Genomic DNA, 20645 nt, shown 5'->3' with positions numbered 1-20645 from the left:
CGCAAGATCGCCCTCCCTAGGAGGACGATCTTAGCCGAATCGGGCTGCCCGCATCAACCACGGCGGGCTTTGAGCTATCGATAGCACCATCCCATCCGCCGCCGAGAGCCTTGTGGAGGGAAATGTAATCTGTTGCGATCGCGGCCTTGCTCTGGATGAGAGAGCTTTCCGCGCTGTAGAGCGAGCGTTCGGCATCCAGAACATTGAGGAAGTCCGTGGCGCCAGCCTTGTTCAACTGGCGCGAAAGGTCCGCGGCCGTGCGATAGGAGGAAGCCGAGGAAACGAGTTTGGCGTTCTTGATCTTCTCTTGCGTCAGCGAGACGATCGCATTTTCGACATCCTGCATGGCGGTCAGAACAGCCGCCTGGTAGGCGATGTAATATTGGTCACGCTCGGCTTTGGCGACATCGACGGCTGCCTTCAACTGGCCGCCCTGGAAGATCGGTATGGTTAGCGTCGGCCCGAAGGCCCAGCCGATGGTCGATTTGCGGCCGAGATCGGCGATATCGGTTGCCGACGACGTTATGCTGCCGGTGAGAGAGATCGACGGATAGCGGTTCGCCTCGGCCACGCCGATCTTCGCGGTGTATTGCGCAAGCTGGCGCTCGGCGAGCCGAACGTCCGGCCGCGATGTCAGTATGTTGGCGGGAATGCCGGTTGAGACCTTGAGCGGGGGCTGCGGGATCGCAGCTGTCGCCTTCAGGCGCTCGTCCAGGGCCGCCGGCGGTTTTCCGAGGAGAACCGCAAGCTTATGAACCGACTGCGCATAGGATATTTGATAGGTCGGAATATCGGCTTCCGTGCTGCTCGCTTCGCCATTCGCATTGGCCGCGTCCACGCCGGTCACCGTTCCCGCCGCAAATTCTTCCTGGGTGAGAGCAGCCGTCCTGCGTTGAGACACCGCCGTTCTCTTCGCCAGATCCCGCAGCGCCTGATATTCGCGTGCCTGCACGTAATATGTGGTGACGTCGCCCACGAGCGTGACCAGCGTGTCGCGCAGATCCTCCTCGGCGGCATCAACACCATAGCGCGCGGCTTCCGCGGAGCGCTTGTTGCCGCCAAACAAGTCGAGTTCCCAGCTCGCATCAAATCCCGGCTGGAACTCATTGTAAACGCTGGCGGCTGCACCGTCAGAAGCAGCCACCCGGTTACGCGTTGCGGATGCCGTTCCCTCCGCGGTCGGAAGCAGTGCGCCTTTCTGTTCCCGATAGGTCGCGCGCGCCTCGCGTATCTTCGCCTTGGCCGTCGCGACGTCGAGGTTTGTACGAACGGCCTCCTCTATCAGTGCGTTCAAGGTCGGATCATGAAGCTGCTTCCACCATTCCGTGAGATTGGGCGAGGACGCATTCTTAGGTGATGCCTGCCCGCTCCAACGGCTTGGCAAGGCGACATTCGGCTTTTCATAGTCCGGTCCGACAACGCAGCTCGTGAGGATCGTCGTGCAGCAGAATATCGCTGCCAGTGGAATAAACTTCGATGTTCGGCGCGCTGGGCGCGCATGCTGCGTCGAATGAAGGACTGACATGAAATCCCTTTTCTATGAAAATGATGACCGAAGGAGGCGGGAAGCCGAGGCCTTCCTCAGCTTCCCGGATCGAGTTTCGCATCCGCCGTCCCTTGCACCTTGCCCTTGAAGACGCGTCGGACGGAGACGAAGAGTAGCGGGATGAAGAAGACGCCGAGGACGGTCGCAGAGATCATGCCGCCCATGACGCCGATGCCGATCGAGTTCTGGCTGCCGGAGCCCGCGCCATTGGCGATTGCCAGCGGCATGACGCCGAGGATGAAGGCGAGCGATGTCATCAGGATCGGTCGCAGACGCTGTCTCGATGCCTCCAGCGTCGCGTCGATCAGGTTCTTGCCGCTGTTCTGCTGCTCGATGGCGAATTCGACGATCAGGATGGCGTTCTTGGCTGCAAGCCCTATCGTCGTCAGCAGACCAACCTTGAAATAGACGTCGTTCGACTGGCCGAAGATGGTGGCGGCCAGCAGCGCGCCGAAGATGCCGATCGGCACCGACAGCATGACGGCAAGCGGGATCGACCAGCTTTCGTAGAGAGCGGCCAGTGCCAGGAAGACGACAAGGATGGAGATGGCGTAGAGCTGGCTTGCCTGGTTGCCGGAGAGCTTTTCCTGGGCCGACAGGCTGGTCCATTCATGGCTGAAGCCGGGCGGCAGGGTCGCCATGATCTGATCGATCTCGTTCATGGCATCGCCGGAGGAGACGCCGGGCGCGGCGGCGCCCTGGATTTCGACGGCCGACGAACCGTTATAGCGTTCGAGACGCGGCGAACCATAGGTCCATTCGCCGCTGGAGAAGGCCGAGAAGGGCACCATGTCGTTGCCGGAATTGCGCACGTACCAGCGATCCAGATCCTCCGGCTGCATCCGGGAGCCCTCATTCCCCTGCACATAGACCTTCTTGACGCGGCCGCGATCGATGAAGTCGTTGACGTAGGTGCCGCCCCAGGCAGTCGACAACGTCGTATCGATGTCGGAGAGCGTTATGTTGAGCGCACTTGCCTTTTCAGCATCGATATTGACCGAGTATTGCGGCGTGTCTTCCTGGCCGTTCGGACGCGTGCCGCTGAGCTTGGCGCTCTTGGCGGCGGCGCCCAGCAACTGGTTGCGGGCGGCGATCAGGCTGGCATGGCCGGCGCCATTGATGTCCTTGATGAAGAAGTCGAAACCGCTGTTGTTGCCAAAACCGGGAATGGCCGGCGGCGAGAGCGCGAAGACGCTGCCGTCCTTGATCTTCGAGAAGGCACCCATGGCGCGGCCGGCGATCGCCTGCGCCTTCGATTGCGGCGACGTGCGTTGCGCGAAATCCTTGAGTTTGATGAAGGCCAGACCGACATTCTGGCCCTGACCGCCAAAACCAAAGCCCGCAACGCCCATAACGCCGTCGACATAATCCTTCTCATTGTTGAGATAGTAGTCGGTAACCTGCTTCAACACCTTCTCGGTGCGATCGTCGGCGGCTCCAGCGGGAAGCTGCACGCTCGTAAGAAGGATGCCCTGGTCTTCATCCGGCAGGAACGAACTGGAGAGATGACTGAACAGATAGCCGACGGCAGCCGTAATCAGCACAAAGATGATAATGAAGACCGGCGTCCGCTTGATAATGCCGCCCACACTGCGCTGATAGCCCCGCGTGCCACGTTCAAAGTTGCGGTTGAACCAGCCGAAGAGGCCGCGCTGTTTCGACCCATGCTCGGGTTTCTTCAGGATCGTTGCGCAGAGCGCCGGCGTCAGGATGAGGGCGACAATGACCGATAGGATCATCGCGGAGACGATGGTCACCGAGAACTGGCGGTAGATGACACCGACGGAGCCGGAGAAAAAAGCCATCGGGATGAACACGGCGGAAAGAACCGTGGCGATGCCGATCAGCGCGCCGGTAATCTCGTTCATGGATTTCAGCGTCGCCTCGCGCGGCGATAGTCCCTCTTCCTCCATGACGCGCTCGACGTTTTCGACGACGACGATGGCGTCATCCACCAAAAGACCGATCGCCAGCACCATGCCGAACATTGTCAATGTGTTGATGGAGTATCCGAAGGCCGAGAGAATGCCGAAGGTTCCAAGCAGCACGACCGGGACCGCAAGCGTCGGAATGAGCGTCGCCCGCAGGCTCTGCAGGAAGACGAACATGACGATGAAGACGAGCACGATGGCTTCGAACAGCGTCTTGACGACGTCCTCGATCGACAGCTTGACGAAGGGCGTCGTGTCGTAGGGATAGACGACCTCGACATTGGGCGGCAATGTTTCCTTGAGATTGTTAATCGTCGACTGTACCGCCTCGGCCGTGTCGATGGCGTTGGCGCCGGAGGCAAGCATGATCGCGAGACCGGCCGAGGGATGACCATTATAGATGCTCGAGCTAGTGTAGCTCTCCGCCCCGAGCTCGACAGTCGCGACATCATTGAGGCGTACCAGCGAGCCATCGGACACGCTCTTCAGGATGATATTGTCGAACTGCTCCGGCGTCTGCAGGCGGCTCTTGGCCGTCACCGTCGCGTTCAGTTGCTGGCCCTTGCGCTGCGGCAATGCACCAAGCTGGCCGGCCGAGACCTGCGAGTTCTGCGCCTCGATCGCGGTGGTAACGTCGCTGACCATCAGCTGGTATTTTGCGAGCTTGTCCGGATCGACCCAGATACGCATGGCATAGCCCGAGCCGAAAAGCTGCGTGTCCCCAACGCCGGAAACACGCTTCAACGTGTCGTTCAGGGTGCTGTTAATGTAGTCGGCGAGGTCATTGGAATTGAGCTTGCCGTCGGTGGAGACGAAGCCGATGACCATCAGGAAGTTCGAGGTCGATTTCGACACCGTGATGCCGGTGGTCTGGACGGTCGTCGGCAACTGCGCGGTGACCAGCTGCAGCTTGTTCTGTACCTGCATCTGCGCGACGTCGGCGTTGGCCTTGTTAGTGAAGGTCAGCGAGATCGAAGCGGATCCCGTCGAGGTTGAGGTCGACGTCATATAGTCGAGATTGTCGATGCCGGTCATGCCCTGCTCGATGACCTTGGTCACCGAGTTTTCGACGGTTGCGGCATCGGCGCCGGAATAGGTCGCACTGATGCGCACGGTGGTTGGGGCAATCTGCGGATATTGCGAGATCGACAGCGTCAGGATCGACAGTGCGCCCGCAAGCATGATGACGATGGCAATAACCCAGGCAAAGATCGGCCGGTCGATGAAAAAACGAGACATCAAACCACCTCACTTCACAATTGCGGCGTTGGCGGCTTCTTTGAGCTGGCCGGACGCGCTGGAGGATGTCTGCGAAAGTTCCCCCGTCGCATCATTGACCGTGACATCGTCGACTTTCACCTCCTGGCCGTCGCGCACGCGCTGGCTGCCCTCGACAATGACCCGATCGCCGTCCTGAAGGCCCTGGTTGACCAGCCAGCTATTGCCGATGCTGCGCTGGACAGTGAGGACACGCTGCTGGACCTTGCCGGCGGTATCAACGAAGAAGGCGGTGGGCTCGCCCTTCGTGTTGCGAGAGACAGCGCGCTGCGGCACGAGATAGCTGTTCGGAGCCACACCTTCAGCGATCGTTGCCCGCACATACATGCCGGGCAGCAGCAAGCGGTCCGGGTTGGGGAAGACCGCGCGAGCGGTCACGGTCCCAACGGTTTCAGACACGGATGCCTCGAGGAACGCAAAGGTCCCGGGCTCGGAATATTGCGACCCATCCTCAAGCTTGAGATTGACCGAGACGTTGTCGCCGCTGGTCTTCAGGCGACCTTCGGCGACTGCGCGGCGGAATGCCAGGAGGTTCGTGCTCGATTGAGTCACATCGACATTGATCGGATCGAGCTGGTTGATGGTTGCGAGCGCCGTCGTCTGTTCGGCGGTGACCAGCGCTCCCACGGTGACCGAGGAGGCATCGATGCGTCCGGAAATCGGCGCACGGATCTTGGTGTAGTCGAGGTTGATGCGTGCTGTCTCAAGGGCTGCCTTCGCCGAAGCGACATCGGCCTTTGCCTGCGCCAGGGTGGAAAGCGCGTCGTCCAGATCCTGCTTGCTCACGGCGTCCTGCGCCGTCAGGCCCTTATAGCGATCCACTTTCGACTGGGCGCTCGGCACGGCACCCTCCGCCTTCTGCAAGGAGGCGACGGCGCTGTCGTAGGACGCCTGGTAGGAACTCGGATCGATTTCGTAGAGCACGTCGCCGGCGGCAACCTCGCTGCCTTCCTTGAAATTGCGGCTGCGGATGATTCCGCCGACCTGCGGCCGAACCTCCGCGATCAGGGAGGCCACCGTGCGACCGGGGACTTCCGCCGTAATGGCCACCGATTGCGGATGCAGCGTCATGGCGCTGACTTCCACCTTGACCGCGCCCATAGGATTCTGCGTGCTTGATTGCTCGGAGCACGACTGCAACGCGATGCCCATCGACAACAGCATGGGCAGCATCAGCGCCGACATCGGAACCCTGCCGCAAATGGCTGGGGTGCGGGCAGGCCGGAGATGCGGCAAGTGGCTAAAGCGAATTTTGATACTCATAAGAGGTCTGTCCAATCGCGAATTCAACAATGCAAAGGGCCGGCAGGCGAATCTGATTTGGCCATCAGAGCGCGATGTCCGCAGACACGGCTCCAACGCCAGCATCCGGAAAGCCGGATCAAGTTGAGCGGACCATCGCCGAGAGATGTCATCAAAGTTTGCCAACAGCGAGCAATTCGGTAATCAATTCTGTCACGCTCTGGCGGCCGTGACATTTGGTTACAATTTTGATGTTGCGGGAAACGTCCCGAAAACTTCAAAGACGCATATCAAGCGTTCCTCGGGCGGAAGCCTTTGGAAACAAAGGAACCAGCAATGCAACGAACACCCCATGTCCTCGTCGTCGACGACCACAAGGAGATCCGCGACCTCCTGGCCAAGTATCTTGCCAAGAACGGACTACGCGTCAGTACGGCGAACGGCGGGGCGGAGATGCGCCAGCAGTTGCGGACCGCCACGATCGACCTGGTCGTCCTTGACATCATGATGCCGGGGGAGGATGGACTATCCCTGTGCAGGTCGCTGCGTCAGACGAGCATGGTGCCAATCGTGCTTCTGACTGCGGTATCCGACGAAACGGACAGGATCATCGGCCTGGAACTCGGCGCGGACGATTACGTCACCAAGCCCTTCAACCCGCGCGAACTTCTGGCGCGCATCCGCGCGCTGCTTCGCCGCGCCAATGCCACCGCACCCGTGACATCGGATCCGGAACACAAGCGTTACCGCTTCGGAAATTGGACGCTCGACGTGTCGCAGCGATCGCTTGTCGATGCATCCGGCAGCGAGGCGGCGCTGGGAACCGCCGAGTTTCGTCTGCTGCTCGCCCTCGTTTCGCGGCCAGGCGTCGTTCTCACCCGTAACCAGTTGCTCGATATTACCGCCGGCCGGTCCGCGCAGGTTTTTGACCGCAGCATCGACAATCTCGTCAGCCGCTTGCGCCGCCGCATCGAAGACGACCCCCAGCAGCCGACGCTGATCAAGACCGTATGGGGAGATGGATACACCTTCGCTGGAACCGTCGAGGAGGTGTCGTGAAGCATTTGCGCTGGTGGATATGGCCGCAAAACTTCGCAGCGCGGCTGATCATTTCGCTTGTCGCCGCTCTCACGCTCGCGCAGGTCGCCTTGATCGTCATCCTGAACAGCCAGCAGGACGGCATTGCCGAGCGGGTCGTCCATGGCCAGACCTTGACTGTGACCGCCACCATGGCAAAGCTCCTTGCCGCATCCCCGGTCAACGAGCAGGGTCGCATTACCGAGGCATTTCAGGCGAGGCAATTGTGCGCCGGGATCGAAACGGCTCCTGCGGTCAGCCGTGAGATGAACGCGACGGAAAAGGACCTTGCCGATCGTCTCCTCCGGCAACTCCAGGGTCTGCATTTCGACGCCCCTCGCATCGCCATCGAGCAGGACATGGCTCCCTGTCTTGATCTCGCAAAGAGACCGGAGAATTCGGGACAACCGCCTGATCCGAAGCTGCAAGCGGGTGACGATTTCCCATATCCGTCGCGGATCGTTACTGTCATCACGCAGGTGCCCCTGCCGGACGGGCGCTGGCTTGTCGTATACAATGGCATAGCCCTGCCGACCTTCTGGAGTCCGGTTGCCTTCCTCTCTCTCTTTCTATCGTCGCTGGCGGCAATCGTCGCCGTGATCATCATGGTCCGGTCGCAGACGAAATCCCTGCGCATGCTGGCAAGCGCATCCGAGCGGTTCGGTCGTGGGGAGACATTTTCACCCCTGAAAGTCAGCGGCCCGTCTGAAGTCGCCGCAACGATCCAGGCGTTCAACACGATGTATCAGAGATTGAGCCAGTTCATGCGCGACCGGTTGCGCCTCTTTGCCAGCATCAGCCACGACCTGAGAACGCCGTTGACGACGCTGCGGCTGAAGGCCGAGTTCATCGACAATGACGAGGTCCGGGAGGACATCGTCGCCACGATCGACGAATTGACGACCATCTGCGAGGCCACGCTTGCCTTCACGCGGTCCGAGGTCAGCACGGAAGACACCACCCTGGTCGATCTGGCCGATCTCATCCGACAGGTTGCGGAGGAGTTTCGGCTGACCAAAGGCAACGTCCATCTGGCCGCCTTGCCGTCGCTTCCCTACCCCTGCCGCCCCGTCGCCCTGAAAAGAGCCTTGAGAAACCTGGTGGAGAACGCCATTCGCTACGGCGGTACCGCATCCGTTACCCTTAACGATGCCGACGGCGAAGTGATCATATCGGTCGAGGACGATGGACCCGGCATACCGGATGAAGAGATCGAGGATGCATTTGAGGCCTTTGTCCGCCTCGAACCCTCACGAAGCACGGAAACGGGCGGCCTAGGGCTGGGGCTGTCGATCGCCCGCAGCATCGTCAAGGCCCACGGCGGCACCCTGTTCCTGCTGAACCGCGAAGACCACGGCCTCAGAGCTGAACTGCGCCTGCCCTCGAAATGAACGAGCCCAACAAAAAGCCGACCGGAGCTTCCCCCGGTCGGCTATTGGAAACGCTAATATCATTTCCTCAGCTTAGCTGCGCTTCCTGAGCACGCCGTAGACGATATTGCGGTTCTTGCCGAAGAACACGCTCGCCTCGTAATCCTGCCCATCCGTGCTCGCATGGATGATCTTCCACATGTCGGCTTCGGAACGGAGCAACAGTGCCCAGTTCATGAAGGTCTCGATGTAGCCGTCGACCAGAATGGGATACGAATAGTTGGCGAACAGGAAGACGCCGCCCGGCTTCAGCATTTCCAGGCAACGCTGCGTCAGCTTGATGGCGACCTTGTCGACCAGATAGTCATAAAGACCCGAGGCATAGACGAGATCGAACTGACCGGGGCTTGACCGCCGTGTCAGCAGGTCGCGAACAGAACCGTTGATGGCTTCGACCGCGGTTCCCTGGAAATCACGGGCAATCGTGCCGATGCTGATCGGATCCTGATCGAGAGCAACCCAGCGCTTGAGCGCCTTTTCACGCAGTGCCACGGAATGGGCCGCTTCGCGCAGATGTCCGGCGGCCACGCTGAGGACTTCCGTTTCCGGTCCCCTCGCCGCCGCGACTTCATCCACATGACGCGCCAGGATGTCCCTGCGATCCCAGTTGGCGAGCGAGGACGGAGCGGTGCTGGTGTATTCGAACAGCGCCCGGCCACGTTCGGTGGCGTTGGCGACGCTGTCCATGATGCTTTCGTGCCGATAGATGAAGTCGAGCAACGCGGCGTCGCCCGAATAGCCTCTCGGCTTATCGACGGACCACTTGGTCAGCGGATCTTCCTGAAAATACGCGGCAACCGGGTGGTTTTGGATGATCGGCACCAATTCCTGCCAAACGCGCGGGTGCAGCGAATGGCGCGTTTCATGAAGCGAAAGCGTAACCCGATCGATAATCTCGGTCGGGTTATAGTCTTTCTCGAATTGCTGGCGGGCGAGTTCGAGCAACAGGGCGATTTGCCCCTTGCCGACGATCAATTGCTCTTCGAAACGGTCGCTCTTGGGTAGCTCCAGTTCGTTCGCGATTGCCGCCGGGGTAATCAGGCTATGGCCATCGAAATCCATCTTCCGTTGGTTCATGCGAGTTATCCTCTGTTAAATATGAGTAAATTATAAGTTACCGTTGATGGAACCCAGAACTTCTTTAACAGGTCGGTGTTCCACTAATTTCTATCATAATGTGAAACTTTTGATTAACCATAGGAATTCTCTAACATGCTTAACGCCGCGCATTTTCGACTTGATTTTAACGGGATATAAAAAGCGACCGCCTATAACGTGGGAAAATGGCCGGTCTAACGCATCGTCTCAATCCAGGGACGGATCAGCGACCGCACGATTACGTCAATGAAATCCGCAGAGAAGATGCACTGCGAAGCGTAGCACGAGCGAATGGAACAGTGCATGAAGCGCATGTTTGCCAATTCGGCAGAGATCGATCTGGATAAGAAACTGCAGAGGCCGTCGCCGGCCGAGCTTCGCGACCTCTATCGACGAGATGACGAAATAGCCCGCACGCAAGCGGCGCGGCACGGCCTGTGGATCGCGGTCGTCGTCTATATATTGTTCTCGACCACAGACCTGTTGCTGATCCCCGATGTTGCGACCTATACGATCATGGCCCGTTTGGCGGTGGGCGTGATCGCCCTTATCGTATTCGAAAGCCAGAGACATCTGAAAGTGGGCATCACATGGCTCGACCGCACCAGTGCCACGGCCCTAGTCTTGGGCTATGCCGTCTGGACACTCCCCGCGATCGAGACCATCCACACGGATAGTCTCTCCTATTATATGATATTCGGCGCCATCTTCATGATGGGCGCCAATCTGTTCTTCAGTTTCAGATTTTTGCTATCTGTGGTTGCGTCTGGCGCTGTCCTGGCGACATTCTTCCTGTCCTTGACTGCTTTCTGGCCGACGGACATCTATGCCCTGGCCTTCAGCACCTTTTACGTCTCCTGTTTCGTCTTCACATCCTATGTGAACTGGAAGCTGAACCACGAGCGATACAACGTCTTCCTGAACGCGCTCGAAGCACAGATCCAGCACAGGGAGGCCACCGAGCGGGGTGAGGCTCTGCTTCGGATGTCGAACACCGACTATCTGACGGGGCTCGAAAACCGCCGGGCCGTCGACCACAGGCTGAGAAACTATTGGAAAGAATGGCAGTCCAATAACCGCGGCTTCGCCGCCGTGCTTGTTGATGTCGATTTCTTCAAGAAATACAACGATTTCTACGGCCACCAGGAAGGTGACCGCTGCCTTATCCATATCGCAGCGTCGATCAAGGAGGCCGTGGCGCCCCTTGGTGGCTCGATCGGCCGCTACGGTGGCGAAGAGTTCATCGTGCTCGCCCAGTTTAGCGAGAAAGAGCGGGTCGCCTATCTTGCTGAACGGATCCGCAGCACTGTCGAGCAACTGCGCCTTCTCCATGAAGAACGGCGCGATGGCACCTCCGTCGTGACCGTAAGCGTCGGCGCCGCCTTCACTAGGGAGCAGAGCGGCGCGAAACTCGAAAAGATCATCCATGAGGCCGACCGCGCCTTGTACGGCGCCAAGGCGAGCGGACGCAACTGCACGCGCCTGTTCGACCCGAACGATCCCTACAGCAGCGATGAAAGCGAAAACATCGCGGCGCTATTGAAGATAGCTATCAATCAAAACCTTGTGTCGCTGGTCTATCAGCCGATCGAGGACGTCGCCTCCGGACGGCAGGATGTGGTCGAGGCGCTCATGCGCCTCAGGACCCTTGATGGCAGCGTCATCCCGCCGAGCCTCTTCATCCCGATCGCCGAACGCACGGGCATGATTCTCGAACTCGGCCGCTGGGTCATACGCACGGCATGTCGCGATCTTCTGGCGGACAACCATGTCCAGATCGCCAGCATCAATGTCTCTCCGATCCAGCTGAAAATGCCGGGCTTCGCCACGAGCGTGGCCGCGATCCTCTATGAAACCGGGGTTTCGGGCAGCAGGCTGGCTTTCGAAATCACCGAAGGTCTCGAAATGGAGATGCATTCCGACATACTGAGATGCATCAACGACCTGAAAACGCTGGGGATCAGGATCTGGCTCGACGATTTCGGCACGGGCTTTGCCGGCCTGTCCTGGCTGCGCCTGATCGACTTCGACACGGTGAAGATCGACCGTTCCTTCCTCCATGGCAGCGCCACCGCAAGAGGCAAGGCGATGCTTCAGGACATTATCGGCCTTATCCGCAACCGTGGCCCGAAGATCCTGGTCGAAGGGGTGGAGACCGAGAAGCAACTCGCCTTGCTGCGAGAGCTGCGCATAGACTACGCGCAAGGCTATCACGTCGGACGTCCGGCCTTGGCCCAGACCTTCCGCAACAACACGGAAGAAGAGGTTCATCCCTCGTCGGCCGCGCCATCATCGTCGGCATGAGGAGCACCCGCCTCCAATAAGCGGGTGCGCATCCATCATCCATGCTTCGGCTCGCGATCAGAATTTGACGCTTGCGGAGAGGACCGCGCTGAAGGGCTCGCCGATCTGGTTGCCGAGATTGGTCGTTCCGATCGACGAGGTATAGTAGGTCTTGTTGAAGATGTTTTTCAGATTGAGCTGCAGCGTCAGCGGCCGTTCCATCTGGAATGTGTAGGCTGCGAAAGCATCCGCCACGATGTAGCCGGGCAGGAAATAAGCGTTGGTGTTGATGCCCGCCCGCTTGCCGGCACCACGCAGGCCCGCGCCGACCTTCAGCGTGTTGCCGTTGCCACCGACCTCGCCGAAATCATAGGTGAAGAACAGCGAGCCGGTATGGCGCGGCACATTGACCGGCTGTTTGCCGGCATAATCCGGATCATCGAGGACCTTCGCGTCCGTGAAGCCGTAGCTGGCGATCATGCTGAGTTCGTCGGTGATCTCGCCAGCGACATCCACCTCCACGCCGCGGGCGCGAACGAGACCGGCGGTCTTGACGTAGGTTTCGCCGTCGACCACCTCCGAATAGGCGACGTTCTTCTTGTCGCTGGTATAGAGCGCAACATTGGCCGTCAGCCCTTCGGCGATTTCGAACTTGCTGCCGATCTCGTAGGAGATGCCTTCCTCCGGCGGCAGATTGCCGTAATAGCTGGCGATCGAGGACTGCGGGCGGAAGGTCCTGGCGATATTGCCGTAGAAGGAGATATCCGGTGTCAGCTTGTAGACGATGCCCCCGCGCGGCACCCACTTGCCGCCGCTGCTGTCCGTATTGGTGACGAAGGGCCGCCCCTTGCCGGCCATCAGATCATAGTACTGATAACGAAGACCGCCGACGAGAATCCATTGGTCCGTGAGATGCAGCGAATCCTGGATATAGGCCGAGGCGGTGTTGATCACTTCGGTCTGGTCGCTATCGGCCTTCGAGACGGTCGTGCAGGCCGGCATTTTGCCATAGACCGGATTGTAGATGTTGAAGTTCACCGATTGGCCGCAGCGAATGAGATCGGTGCGCAGCGTGTTGGCATAATCGTAGGAGGTACCGAACAGCAATTCGTTGCGCAGGCCGCCAATGTCGACATCGCCGCTGAGATCAGCGCGAACCGCGTGATTGTAGATCGTCGAGTTCTGCGTCGCATCGGCACGGCGCGTGAGGTTGCCGGTCGCGGCATTATAGGCCATGACCCGGGCCTGATTGTCTGAATATTCGTTATAGCTGTAGCCGTAGTCGAGGCTCAGCTTCCAGTTTTCGTTCAACTCGTGCTTGACGTTGATCGTCGCCATATCCGAGCTGCCCTTGGAGATATTGTAGGGCTCGTCGAGACGGATCTTCGGATCGACATTGACGGCGTGACCGGTGTTGAGATCGAAGATCGTGCCGCGATCGAAGGGAACGCTGTAATCCTCATGCATATAGGAGACCGTGACTTCGGTGTCCTCGCCATACCAGGAGAGCGACGGCGAAATGATCCAGTCCTTCGTCTTGCCGAAATTGCGCCAGTAATCGACATTCTTGTATTCGCCGATCAGGCGATAGGCGAAATCCGTGCCCTCGATCGGTCCGGTGAAATCGAGGCCGGTCGAGCCGCCGCCGACGCTGGAAGCCGTCCCGTAAATTTCGCCGCTGAAGGTCTGCTGCGGCTTCTTGGTGACCACGTTGACCATGCCGCCCGGATCGAGAATACCATAAAGCGTCGAGGACGGGCCCTTCAGCACTTCGACCCGGTCGGTAGTGGCGTTGAAGCTTCGGGGCAGCGCCGTTTTCAGGCCGTTGGTCAGGATGGAGCCGTCACGATTATCACCAAAGCCGCGGCGGATAACGGAATCCTGCGTGCCACCGAGCGTGTTCGACTGGCTGATGCCGCTGATATTGGACAGCGCATCGTCCAGCGACTGCGCCTTCTGGTCTTTCAGCACATCCTGGCTGACGACATTGACGGCCTGCGGAATATCGATCAGCGGCGTGTCGGCGCGCGTCGCTGTAAAGGTCGACACCGGTTGATACCCCTTGGTCGCGCCATCCTGGCCACCGCTCTTGACGGTAATCGGCTTCAGAACCGTGTCTCCGTCGACCCTATCACTCTTCTGGGTGGCTGCAGTCTCCGATTTTTTCGGCTGCACCACCGCTTCTTGCGCCATCGCCGAATAGGCCGCGCACGCACTCAATATAAAAATGGCCGTTCGCACATGATGGATCTTTGCGCCCGTAACCACCGTCTGCCCCTGCTTCATTCTGCCCCCATATCCTTGCGGATATCGTCCAATTCCAACGCCTGATGTGAAGACCCGCGTAACCGTGGGTTTGGCGGCTTATTCTTTTCTTGAATGTAGTAGTCAACTTTTAATTCGGTGAATTCTTTCCGATCGGACGCGATGCCGTTAGGCACGAATGAATGAGACACATCCATTTACTCAAGTAGATCATTCGGAAATTCCAGATTTTTCAGTTAGATACGAAAGTTTTCTTATCTTCCCACAGCAGCCCGGACTGGCCTCCCAATCCGTTCCACGCCCACTGCCGTGAAGAATCCCCGGAATTTACAATGCCAAAAATTTGACTACTACACTCAGGAATACTTTCCCTCGAACGGAAACAGACGCGAAAGAGTGCATGCGCAAAGGACAGGAAGAGATTTCGGAACGCCAGGACGGAGCGGCCACGAGCCTGCTATCCGTCGAAGGCGTCTCTGCGGGCTATGGCAAGCAGCTGATCCTCGACGGCATTTCGCTGTCCATTCCGGAAGCCACCATGACTATGCTCGTGGGACCGAACGGCTCCGGCAAATCGACGCTGCTGTCGGTTATGGCACGCCTACTGAAGCCAATGGGCGGAGCCGTCAATCTCGACGGCAAAGCACTACACGCCATGCCGACGCGCGAGGTGGCACGCAAGCTCGGTCTTCTGCCGCAAAGCCCGCTGCTGCCGGAAGGTCTGACGGTCTACGACCTCGTCTCGCGTGGGCGCTATCCGCATCAGGGTTTCCTCAAGCAATGGACGGAAGCCGACGAAGAGGCAGTCCAGCATGCGCTGACGGTGACTGACACGCTGGAATTCGCCGGCCGGCCGGTCGACAGCCTTTCCGGCGGCCAGCGTCAGCGCTGCTGGATCGCCATGGCGCTGGCGCAGGAGACGCCGATCATCCTGCTCGACGAACCCACGACCTTCCTCGATCTGCATTACCAGGTGGAAGTCCTCGACCTGTTGCGGCACCTCACCCGCGAACACGGGCGCACCATCGTCGCCGTTTTGCACGATCTCAATTTCGCGCTTCAATATGCCGACCGCCTGATCTTCCTGAAGGACGGCGCGATTGCCGGCATCCCCGAACACCCCGGCGAATGCAGTGCCGCCCTCATCCGCGATGTCTTCAACACCGAGGTGGTCCGTCTCGCGCATCCGGAAACCGGCCTGCCCCTTTTCCTTCCCTCGACTAGGGGGGCCAAGAGGGAACGATGAGCGCGATCCCGGTTTCAGCCAGCTCCACGCCAAGGCGCGCCCGCCCGATGCGCAGCCTTCTCGCTCTCATGGCGCTCGCGGCAATTATTCTCGTGCTGGCCTCGGTCCATGCCGGCATCGGCGCGCGGCCGGTGGCGCCGGCAACGCTGCTAAAGGCCGTCTTTGCCTTCGACAGCCACAATTTCGAACATCAGATCCTGGTGAAGCTGCGGCTTGCCCGGCTTGCCGCCGCTCTTCTCGTCGGCGCCGCCCTCGGCGTTGCCGGGCTGCTGTTACAATCGCTGCTACGCAATCCGCTGGGAGAGCCGCATATTCTCGGCCTCAATGCCGGGGCAAGCCTTGCCGTCGTGCTGACGAGCAGCCTGCCGTTTCTGGCCGGTGGCCTCGCCCGCCCGCTGGTGGCCGCCCTCGGCGCCGGCCTGCTCTTTGCCGCCGTCATTGCGCTCGCCTCCGCAGGCCGCGCAGGAATGACCATGCTGAAGGTCACCTTCTGCGGCATCGCGCTTTCGGCTCTCGCCTCCTCCCTCACCTCGGCAATCCTCATCCTCGATGAAGAGACATTGCAGGAAATGCGGCTCTGGCTTGCCGGTGATCTCGCCGGGATCGGCTATGATCTGATCGGGGCTGCGCTTGCACCCATCCTCGTGGGAATGCTGCTGGCCTTCATGATTGCGCCACGGCTGAATGCATTGGCGCTCGGTGATGCCGCAGCAACGGGGCTCGGCGTTCCGGTCAAGAGTACCCGACTGATCGGGCTTGCCGCCACGGCGCTTCTCTGCGGCGCGTCGGTCTCCGTCGCCGGCCCGATCGGCTTCATCGGTCTTATGGTTCCCAATGCGGCGCGGCAGCTTTCCGGCGGCGATCTCCGGTTCGCTCTGCCGCTTGCGTCGCTCGGCGGAGCAGCCCTGCTGCTGGCCGCCGATATCGCTGCCCGGATGCTGATGAGCCCGCACGAGCTGGCAACCGGCATCATGACCGCCATCATCGGCGCGCCGGTCTTCATTATCGCCGCCTCGAGGTATTTCCGATGAGCGTCGCACAGCAGAACGGCTATCATCTCGTCGCGCTGGGGCCAATATCGCGTCGTGTCCACATGCGCAGTTGTATCGTGCTTGTTCTGCTTTGCCTTTTCGTCGTTGCCATGGCCCTGGTCACAGCTCCGCTCGGCAGTCATGAGGCAGGCTTCCGAGAGCTGGTGACGGTGCTCTTCGACCCAGTCCAGGCGACCGGCGAAGGTCATCAGATCATCCGCGATTTCCGGCTGCCGCGCATCATCATGGCGGTGCTTTGCGGCGCGATGCTCGGGCTTTCAGGGGCTGCCTTGCAGTCCTTGACGCGCAACGGCCTCGCCGATCCCGGCCTGCTCGGTGTCAAGGAAGGCGCCAGCCTCTCGGTAATTACGCTAATCCTGTTCGTGCCGTCGGCCGGGCTTTACCTTCGGCCCCTCGTCGGCATGGCAGGCGGGTTTCTCAGCGCGCTGATCGTGGCCTCGCTCGCACGTGACCTGACATGCATGCGCTTCGTGCTGATCGGCATCGGCTTTTCCTGGCTGATGTCGGCAGCCCTGTCCGTGATCCTGACCACCTCGGATATCCGCGATGTCCAGACGGCCATGGTCTGGCTTGCCGGCAGCCTCAACGCGGTCTCCTGGGATGTCGTGCCGATCGCGCTTGTCTGCGCCGGTCTCGGTGCCGCGATCCTGTTCCTGACCGCAGCCGCCGCCGACGCTGCCGTGCTCGGCGATCCCATGGCGATCGGGCTTGGCGTATCGCTGCGGCGGCTTTCGATCCTGCGCTTCGTAGCATCTGTTCTTTTGACCGCAGCCTGCGTGTCCTGCGTCGGCAGCCTCGGCTTCGTCGGCCTCATCGCGCCGCATATGGCGCGGCTGGCGATCCGTGGCGGTGGCCAGATGGCGCTTCTGGCCGGCAGCGCGCTGTTCGGCGCAGCCCTGGTGCTGATCGCCGACAGCATCGGCCGACTTGCCTTCGCGCCGCTCCAGCTTCCCGCCGGCATCGTGCTTGCGATCGTCGGCGTTCCCGTCCTTCTGCTTCTGCTCTGGAAGCACCGCAACCTTCTTTAAGGATCGTCATGTTTCGCTTTCTAGCCGCTGCACTTCTCATGCTCGCCGTCACCGCAGGTCCGCTGCTTGCGCAAGATATCGAAGCCCGCGTTTTCACCGATGATTTTGGCCGTAAAGTCGAAGTGCCTGCCCATCCGCTACGTATCGTCTCGATGCATGATCTCGACATCACCATCCCGCTGCTCGAGCTCGGCGTGCGCCCGGTCGCAAGCCATGGCCGCACCGGCACCGATGGCAAGGCCTATCTGCGCTCCGGCCCGATCCTGACCGGCATCGATTTCGACAATTCCGGCATGCGCTATATCGGCGCCGTCACCGTCGATCTCGAAGCCGTGGTCGCGGCAAAGCCCGACCTCATCATCACCGAACCCGGCCGCACGACACCGGTCGAACAGTTGGAAAAGATCGCGCCGACCGTCGTTATCGACAACACCGTCGGCAGCGCGCCGCATATCTACGAACGCCTCGCTGATCTCACCGGCACGCAGAACCGGCTCGCCATTCTCGACCGGCGCTACCGCGCACAGATCGAGGAGCTGAAACAAGTGGTGGATCCGTCCAAGATCACTGTCTCGGTATTGCAGGCGCAGAACGGCAAGATCAGCATCTATCATACCTACCGCGCGCTGGGCCGCGTGCTGCGCGATGCTGGTTTCCGCTTTCCCGATATCATCGAAAATATCCCCGAAGGCGGGCGGATCGAGGTCAGTGCCGAGCGGTTGCAGGAGCTCGACGCCGATTTCATCTTCGACACCTACCGCTCGGACACCGGCGGTACGCCGGCCGAAGAAATCGCCGCGATGAACAAGGTGCTTCCGGACTATTGCCAGTTCCTCGCCGCCTGCCGCGAGGGGCGCTACATCCTGTTGCCGCGCGAAGAGGCGATCTCCAATTCCTATGCGGCGCTCAATCTGATGGTTTCGATGGTGCAGTCTCATGTTGCCGGGCGCCCCGGCTTGAAGCAATAGCAACAGTGACGCGCCCAAGACTTTCAAAATCCGTCAGAATAGGACAATGTGCCTTCCTTAACATGACTATGTAATGAAGGTATCCCCCGGCCATGGACGCCGCCTCCAGAAACCAGAAAAAGACGCGCCGGATCGACCGCTTCGGCGAAAGACTGAAGAACCGCCGCGCGTCCCTATCGCCAAGCCTGCTCAGCGTCGCCGATTTTATCGACCAGCATCGCCACGCCATCCTCGGCAAGTCCGCGCTCGAAATCGCCAACGAGACCGGCACCTCCGATGCGACGGTCATCCGCGCGATCCAGGCGCTGGGTTTCGAAGGGTTGCTCGACCTCAAGGACACGCTGGAGGCCCATATCGGCGAAACGGATTCTCCCTCCGAAAAGATGGCGACGACAACGCGGGAACTGAACAGCAACGTCGATTCCGCGATCGATTTCGTCATCAACGATCACCGCAATGCCATGGAAGCCCTCTCCTCTCCGTCCAATCGTCAAGGCATGGCGGATGCCATCGCGGTCATTCTCGGGGCAAAGCGCATCGGGGTTTTCGGCATCGGCGCTTCAGGCGTGCTCGCGACCTATGCCGCCCGTCTCTTTTCCCGCAACGGCTATCCCTCCTATGCGCTCAACCTCACCGGGATCGCGCTTGCCGAACAGATTCTGACCATGGAAGAAGGCGATGCGCTGATCATGATGGCCTATGGCCGGGCGCATCGCGAGGGCATGACGACCATCACCGAGGCGCAGCGCCTCGGCATCCAGATCGTCATGCTGCTGGGACAAGAGGATACGGTACTGCGCAAGCATGCCGATGCGTCGATCATCATTCCCCGCGCCAAGGTCGAACATGTCGCGCTCCACGGTCCGACCCTCGTCTGCCTTGAATCGATGATGCTCGCGCTCGCGACCGCTGCCCAGGAAACGACGCTGCAATCCCTCGACCGCCTTATCAATCTGCGCAGCTCCATCCGGCCCAGTAAACGTTGAGGAAACGGCCTTATCAATCTGGAAATAAACAGGAATTTTAGATCGATTCTGGCGTCGGCACCTGTGCAATACTCCTAACGCTATCGGAAAGCATGAAAGGCATCGGAGGATGAGCCGCTCTTGCACAGCATGCCCGGCTTTCGCCATGAAAGCGTCCTCACGGGCAACAGGAATTGAAGCGCGTTGGTTAAGCCCCTAACAAGCCCCTAACGACAGGGCGATTGTATTAAAACCCATATATTATGTGGGTAGTTCATTCTATGAAGCCTGAAGAAATAGCATGCGATTCCTCGCCCGCTCCGGCCACCCTCTCTAGTTTCCGCGCCGACAAGGAGTTTTAAACCCATGAACTTTGCCAAGAGAACTTCGACGACGCTTTTTGCTGCCGCTCTTTCCATCGGCGCGCTTTTCAGCACGATCGCCCATGCGGATGCCACACTCGACCGCATCAAGGGACGCGGCTCGCTGACGGTCGGCGTCATCCTCTCCGGGGCGCCATTCGGTTATATCGATCCGGCTGGCCAGGAGCAGAAGGGTTATAACATCGACATCGCCATGGCTCTCGCCGACAAGCTCGGCGTCAAGCTGGAGACGGTAACGGTGACGCCGCCCAACCGGGTGCAGTTCCTGCAGCAAGGCAAGGTGGATATCCTCATCGCCAACATGCAGTATACCGAAGAGCGCGCCAAGATTCTCGACTACGTTCCGACCCCTTATGATCGCAGCGGCGGTGCCGCCGTCGGCCGCAAGGATAGTGGCTTGAAGGACTGGAGCGACCTGAAGGGCAAGGCGGTCTGCGTTTCGCAGGGTTCGAACTATACGCAGCCGCTCATAGAACAGTATGGCGCCGAAGTGAAGGCTCTGCCTAGCCAGCCGGAATCGCTGCTGGCGTTGCAGGGCGGCAATTGCGTCGCCGCGGTGCATGTCGGCGCAACGGTCGGCCTTCTCCTGCAGGATCGCCCGGAAGAATGGAAGGACTACACCATCCTCTTCCCGACCGAGCTCGTCCCGTCGGATTCCGTGATCTGGCTGCGCAAGGGCGAGACCGATACGAGCAATGCGCTCGACAAGGTCATCCGCGAGCTGCATGCCAACGGCAAGCTGCTCGAATACGCGAAGGCCAACCGACTGCTCAATACCTCCTATCTTGAGGAAGAGCACAAGAAGCTCGAGAGCGAAGGCAAGTGACGCTTCTCGTCTCTTGAATTAAGGCTG

14 protein-coding genes are annotated in these 20645 nt (G+C 59.9%); 9 read left to right on the top strand and 5 right to left on the bottom strand.

Going from position 1 to position 20645, the window contains the following annotated elements:
• Nucleotides 1-16 precede the first annotated feature (16 nt).
• From AB6803_RS02115 to AB6803_RS02105, 3 genes are read right to left on the bottom strand one after another with little or no spacing between them, the layout of a single operon-like run.
• Nucleotides 17-1525 (bottom strand): efflux transporter outer membrane subunit, encoded by a 1509-nt coding sequence (locus AB6803_RS02115; protein ID WP_371107305.1) that lies wholly within the window; start codon nt 1523-1525, stop codon nt 17-19.
• 56 nt (nt 1526-1581) lie between these two features.
• On the bottom strand, nt 1582-4716 hold the full coding sequence (locus AB6803_RS02110; protein WP_371107304.1) for an efflux RND transporter permease subunit: 3135 nt from the start codon (nt 4714-4716) through the stop codon (nt 1582-1584).
• Nucleotides 4717-4725: 9 nt separating this feature from the next.
• Nucleotides 4726-5940, bottom strand: a complete 1215-nt coding sequence (locus AB6803_RS02105; protein WP_371107694.1) for an efflux RND transporter periplasmic adaptor subunit — start codon at nt 5938-5940, stop codon at nt 4726-4728.
• Nucleotides 5941-6333: 393 nt separating this feature from the next.
• Here AB6803_RS02105 and AB6803_RS02100 point away from each other — a divergent pair, with 393 nt between their 5' ends.
• Both AB6803_RS02100 and AB6803_RS02095 read left to right on the top strand, forming a co-directional pair.
• Nucleotides 6334-7056: a response regulator gene (locus AB6803_RS02100; protein WP_371107303.1), complete on the top strand. Its 723-nt coding sequence runs from the start codon at nt 6334-6336 to the stop codon at nt 7054-7056.
• Nucleotides 7053-8465, top strand: a complete 1413-nt coding sequence (locus AB6803_RS02095; protein ID WP_371107302.1) for an ATP-binding protein — start codon at nt 7053-7055, stop codon at nt 8463-8465. The genes AB6803_RS02100 and AB6803_RS02095 overlap by 4 nt, the downstream gene beginning before the upstream one ends.
• A 72-nt stretch (nt 8466-8537) precedes the next feature.
• Here AB6803_RS02095 and AB6803_RS02090 read toward each other — a convergent pair whose 3' ends face one another.
• Nucleotides 8538-9581 (bottom strand): class I SAM-dependent methyltransferase, encoded by a 1044-nt coding sequence (locus AB6803_RS02090; RefSeq protein WP_371107301.1) that lies wholly within the window; start codon nt 9579-9581, stop codon nt 8538-8540.
• 324 nt (nt 9582-9905) lie between these two features.
• Here AB6803_RS02090 and AB6803_RS02085 point away from each other — a divergent pair, with 324 nt between their 5' ends.
• Nucleotides 9906-11906: a putative bifunctional diguanylate cyclase/phosphodiesterase gene (locus AB6803_RS02085; protein WP_371107300.1), complete on the top strand. Its 2001-nt coding sequence runs from the start codon at nt 9906-9908 to the stop codon at nt 11904-11906.
• Between the two features lie 57 nt (nt 11907-11963).
• Here AB6803_RS02085 and AB6803_RS02080 read toward each other — a convergent pair whose 3' ends face one another.
• Entirely contained in the window at nt 11964-14171 is a 2208-nt protein-coding gene (locus AB6803_RS02080; protein WP_371107299.1) for a TonB-dependent siderophore receptor, read from the bottom strand.
• Between the two features lie 379 nt (nt 14172-14550).
• On the opposite strand from AB6803_RS02080, the gene AB6803_RS02075 reads away from it, so the two are divergent.
• From AB6803_RS02075 to AB6803_RS02050, 6 genes are all read left to right on the top strand, one after another.
• Nucleotides 14551-15396, top strand: a complete 846-nt coding sequence (locus AB6803_RS02075; protein ID WP_371107298.1) for an ABC transporter ATP-binding protein — start codon at nt 14551-14553, stop codon at nt 15394-15396.
• The gene (locus AB6803_RS02070; RefSeq protein WP_371107297.1) at nt 15393-16427 is read left to right on the top strand and encodes a FecCD family ABC transporter permease; all 1035 of its coding nucleotides are present in this window, start codon (nt 15393-15395) and stop codon (nt 16425-16427) included. The genes AB6803_RS02075 and AB6803_RS02070 overlap by 4 nt, the downstream gene beginning before the upstream one ends.
• On the top strand, nt 16424-17476 hold the full coding sequence (locus AB6803_RS02065; RefSeq protein WP_371107296.1) for a FecCD family ABC transporter permease: 1053 nt from the start codon (nt 16424-16426) through the stop codon (nt 17474-17476). The genes AB6803_RS02070 and AB6803_RS02065 overlap by 4 nt, the downstream gene beginning before the upstream one ends.
• Nucleotides 17477-17484: 8 nt before the next feature.
• Entirely contained in the window at nt 17485-18444 is a 960-nt protein-coding gene (locus tag AB6803_RS02060; protein ID WP_371107295.1) for an ABC transporter substrate-binding protein, read from the top strand.
• Nucleotides 18445-18536: 92 nt separating this feature from the next.
• Complete coding sequence (locus AB6803_RS02055; RefSeq protein WP_371107294.1) at nt 18537-19430, top strand: MurR/RpiR family transcriptional regulator; 894 nt, start codon at nt 18537-18539, stop codon at nt 19428-19430.
• Between the two features lie 345 nt (nt 19431-19775).
• Nucleotides 19776-20618: a transporter substrate-binding domain-containing protein gene (locus AB6803_RS02050; protein WP_371107293.1), complete on the top strand. Its 843-nt coding sequence runs from the start codon at nt 19776-19778 to the stop codon at nt 20616-20618.
• The last annotated feature ends 27 nt before the right edge of the window (nt 20619-20645 follow it).

Origin of the sequence: Rhizobium sp. RCC_161_2, from assembly GCF_041355235.1 — a bacterium.
Lineage (GTDB): Bacteria > Pseudomonadota > Alphaproteobacteria > Rhizobiales > Rhizobiaceae > Rhizobium.
Note: the sequence above shows the minus strand (reverse complement) of the source record. Positions and strands in the feature narration are given on the sequence as shown.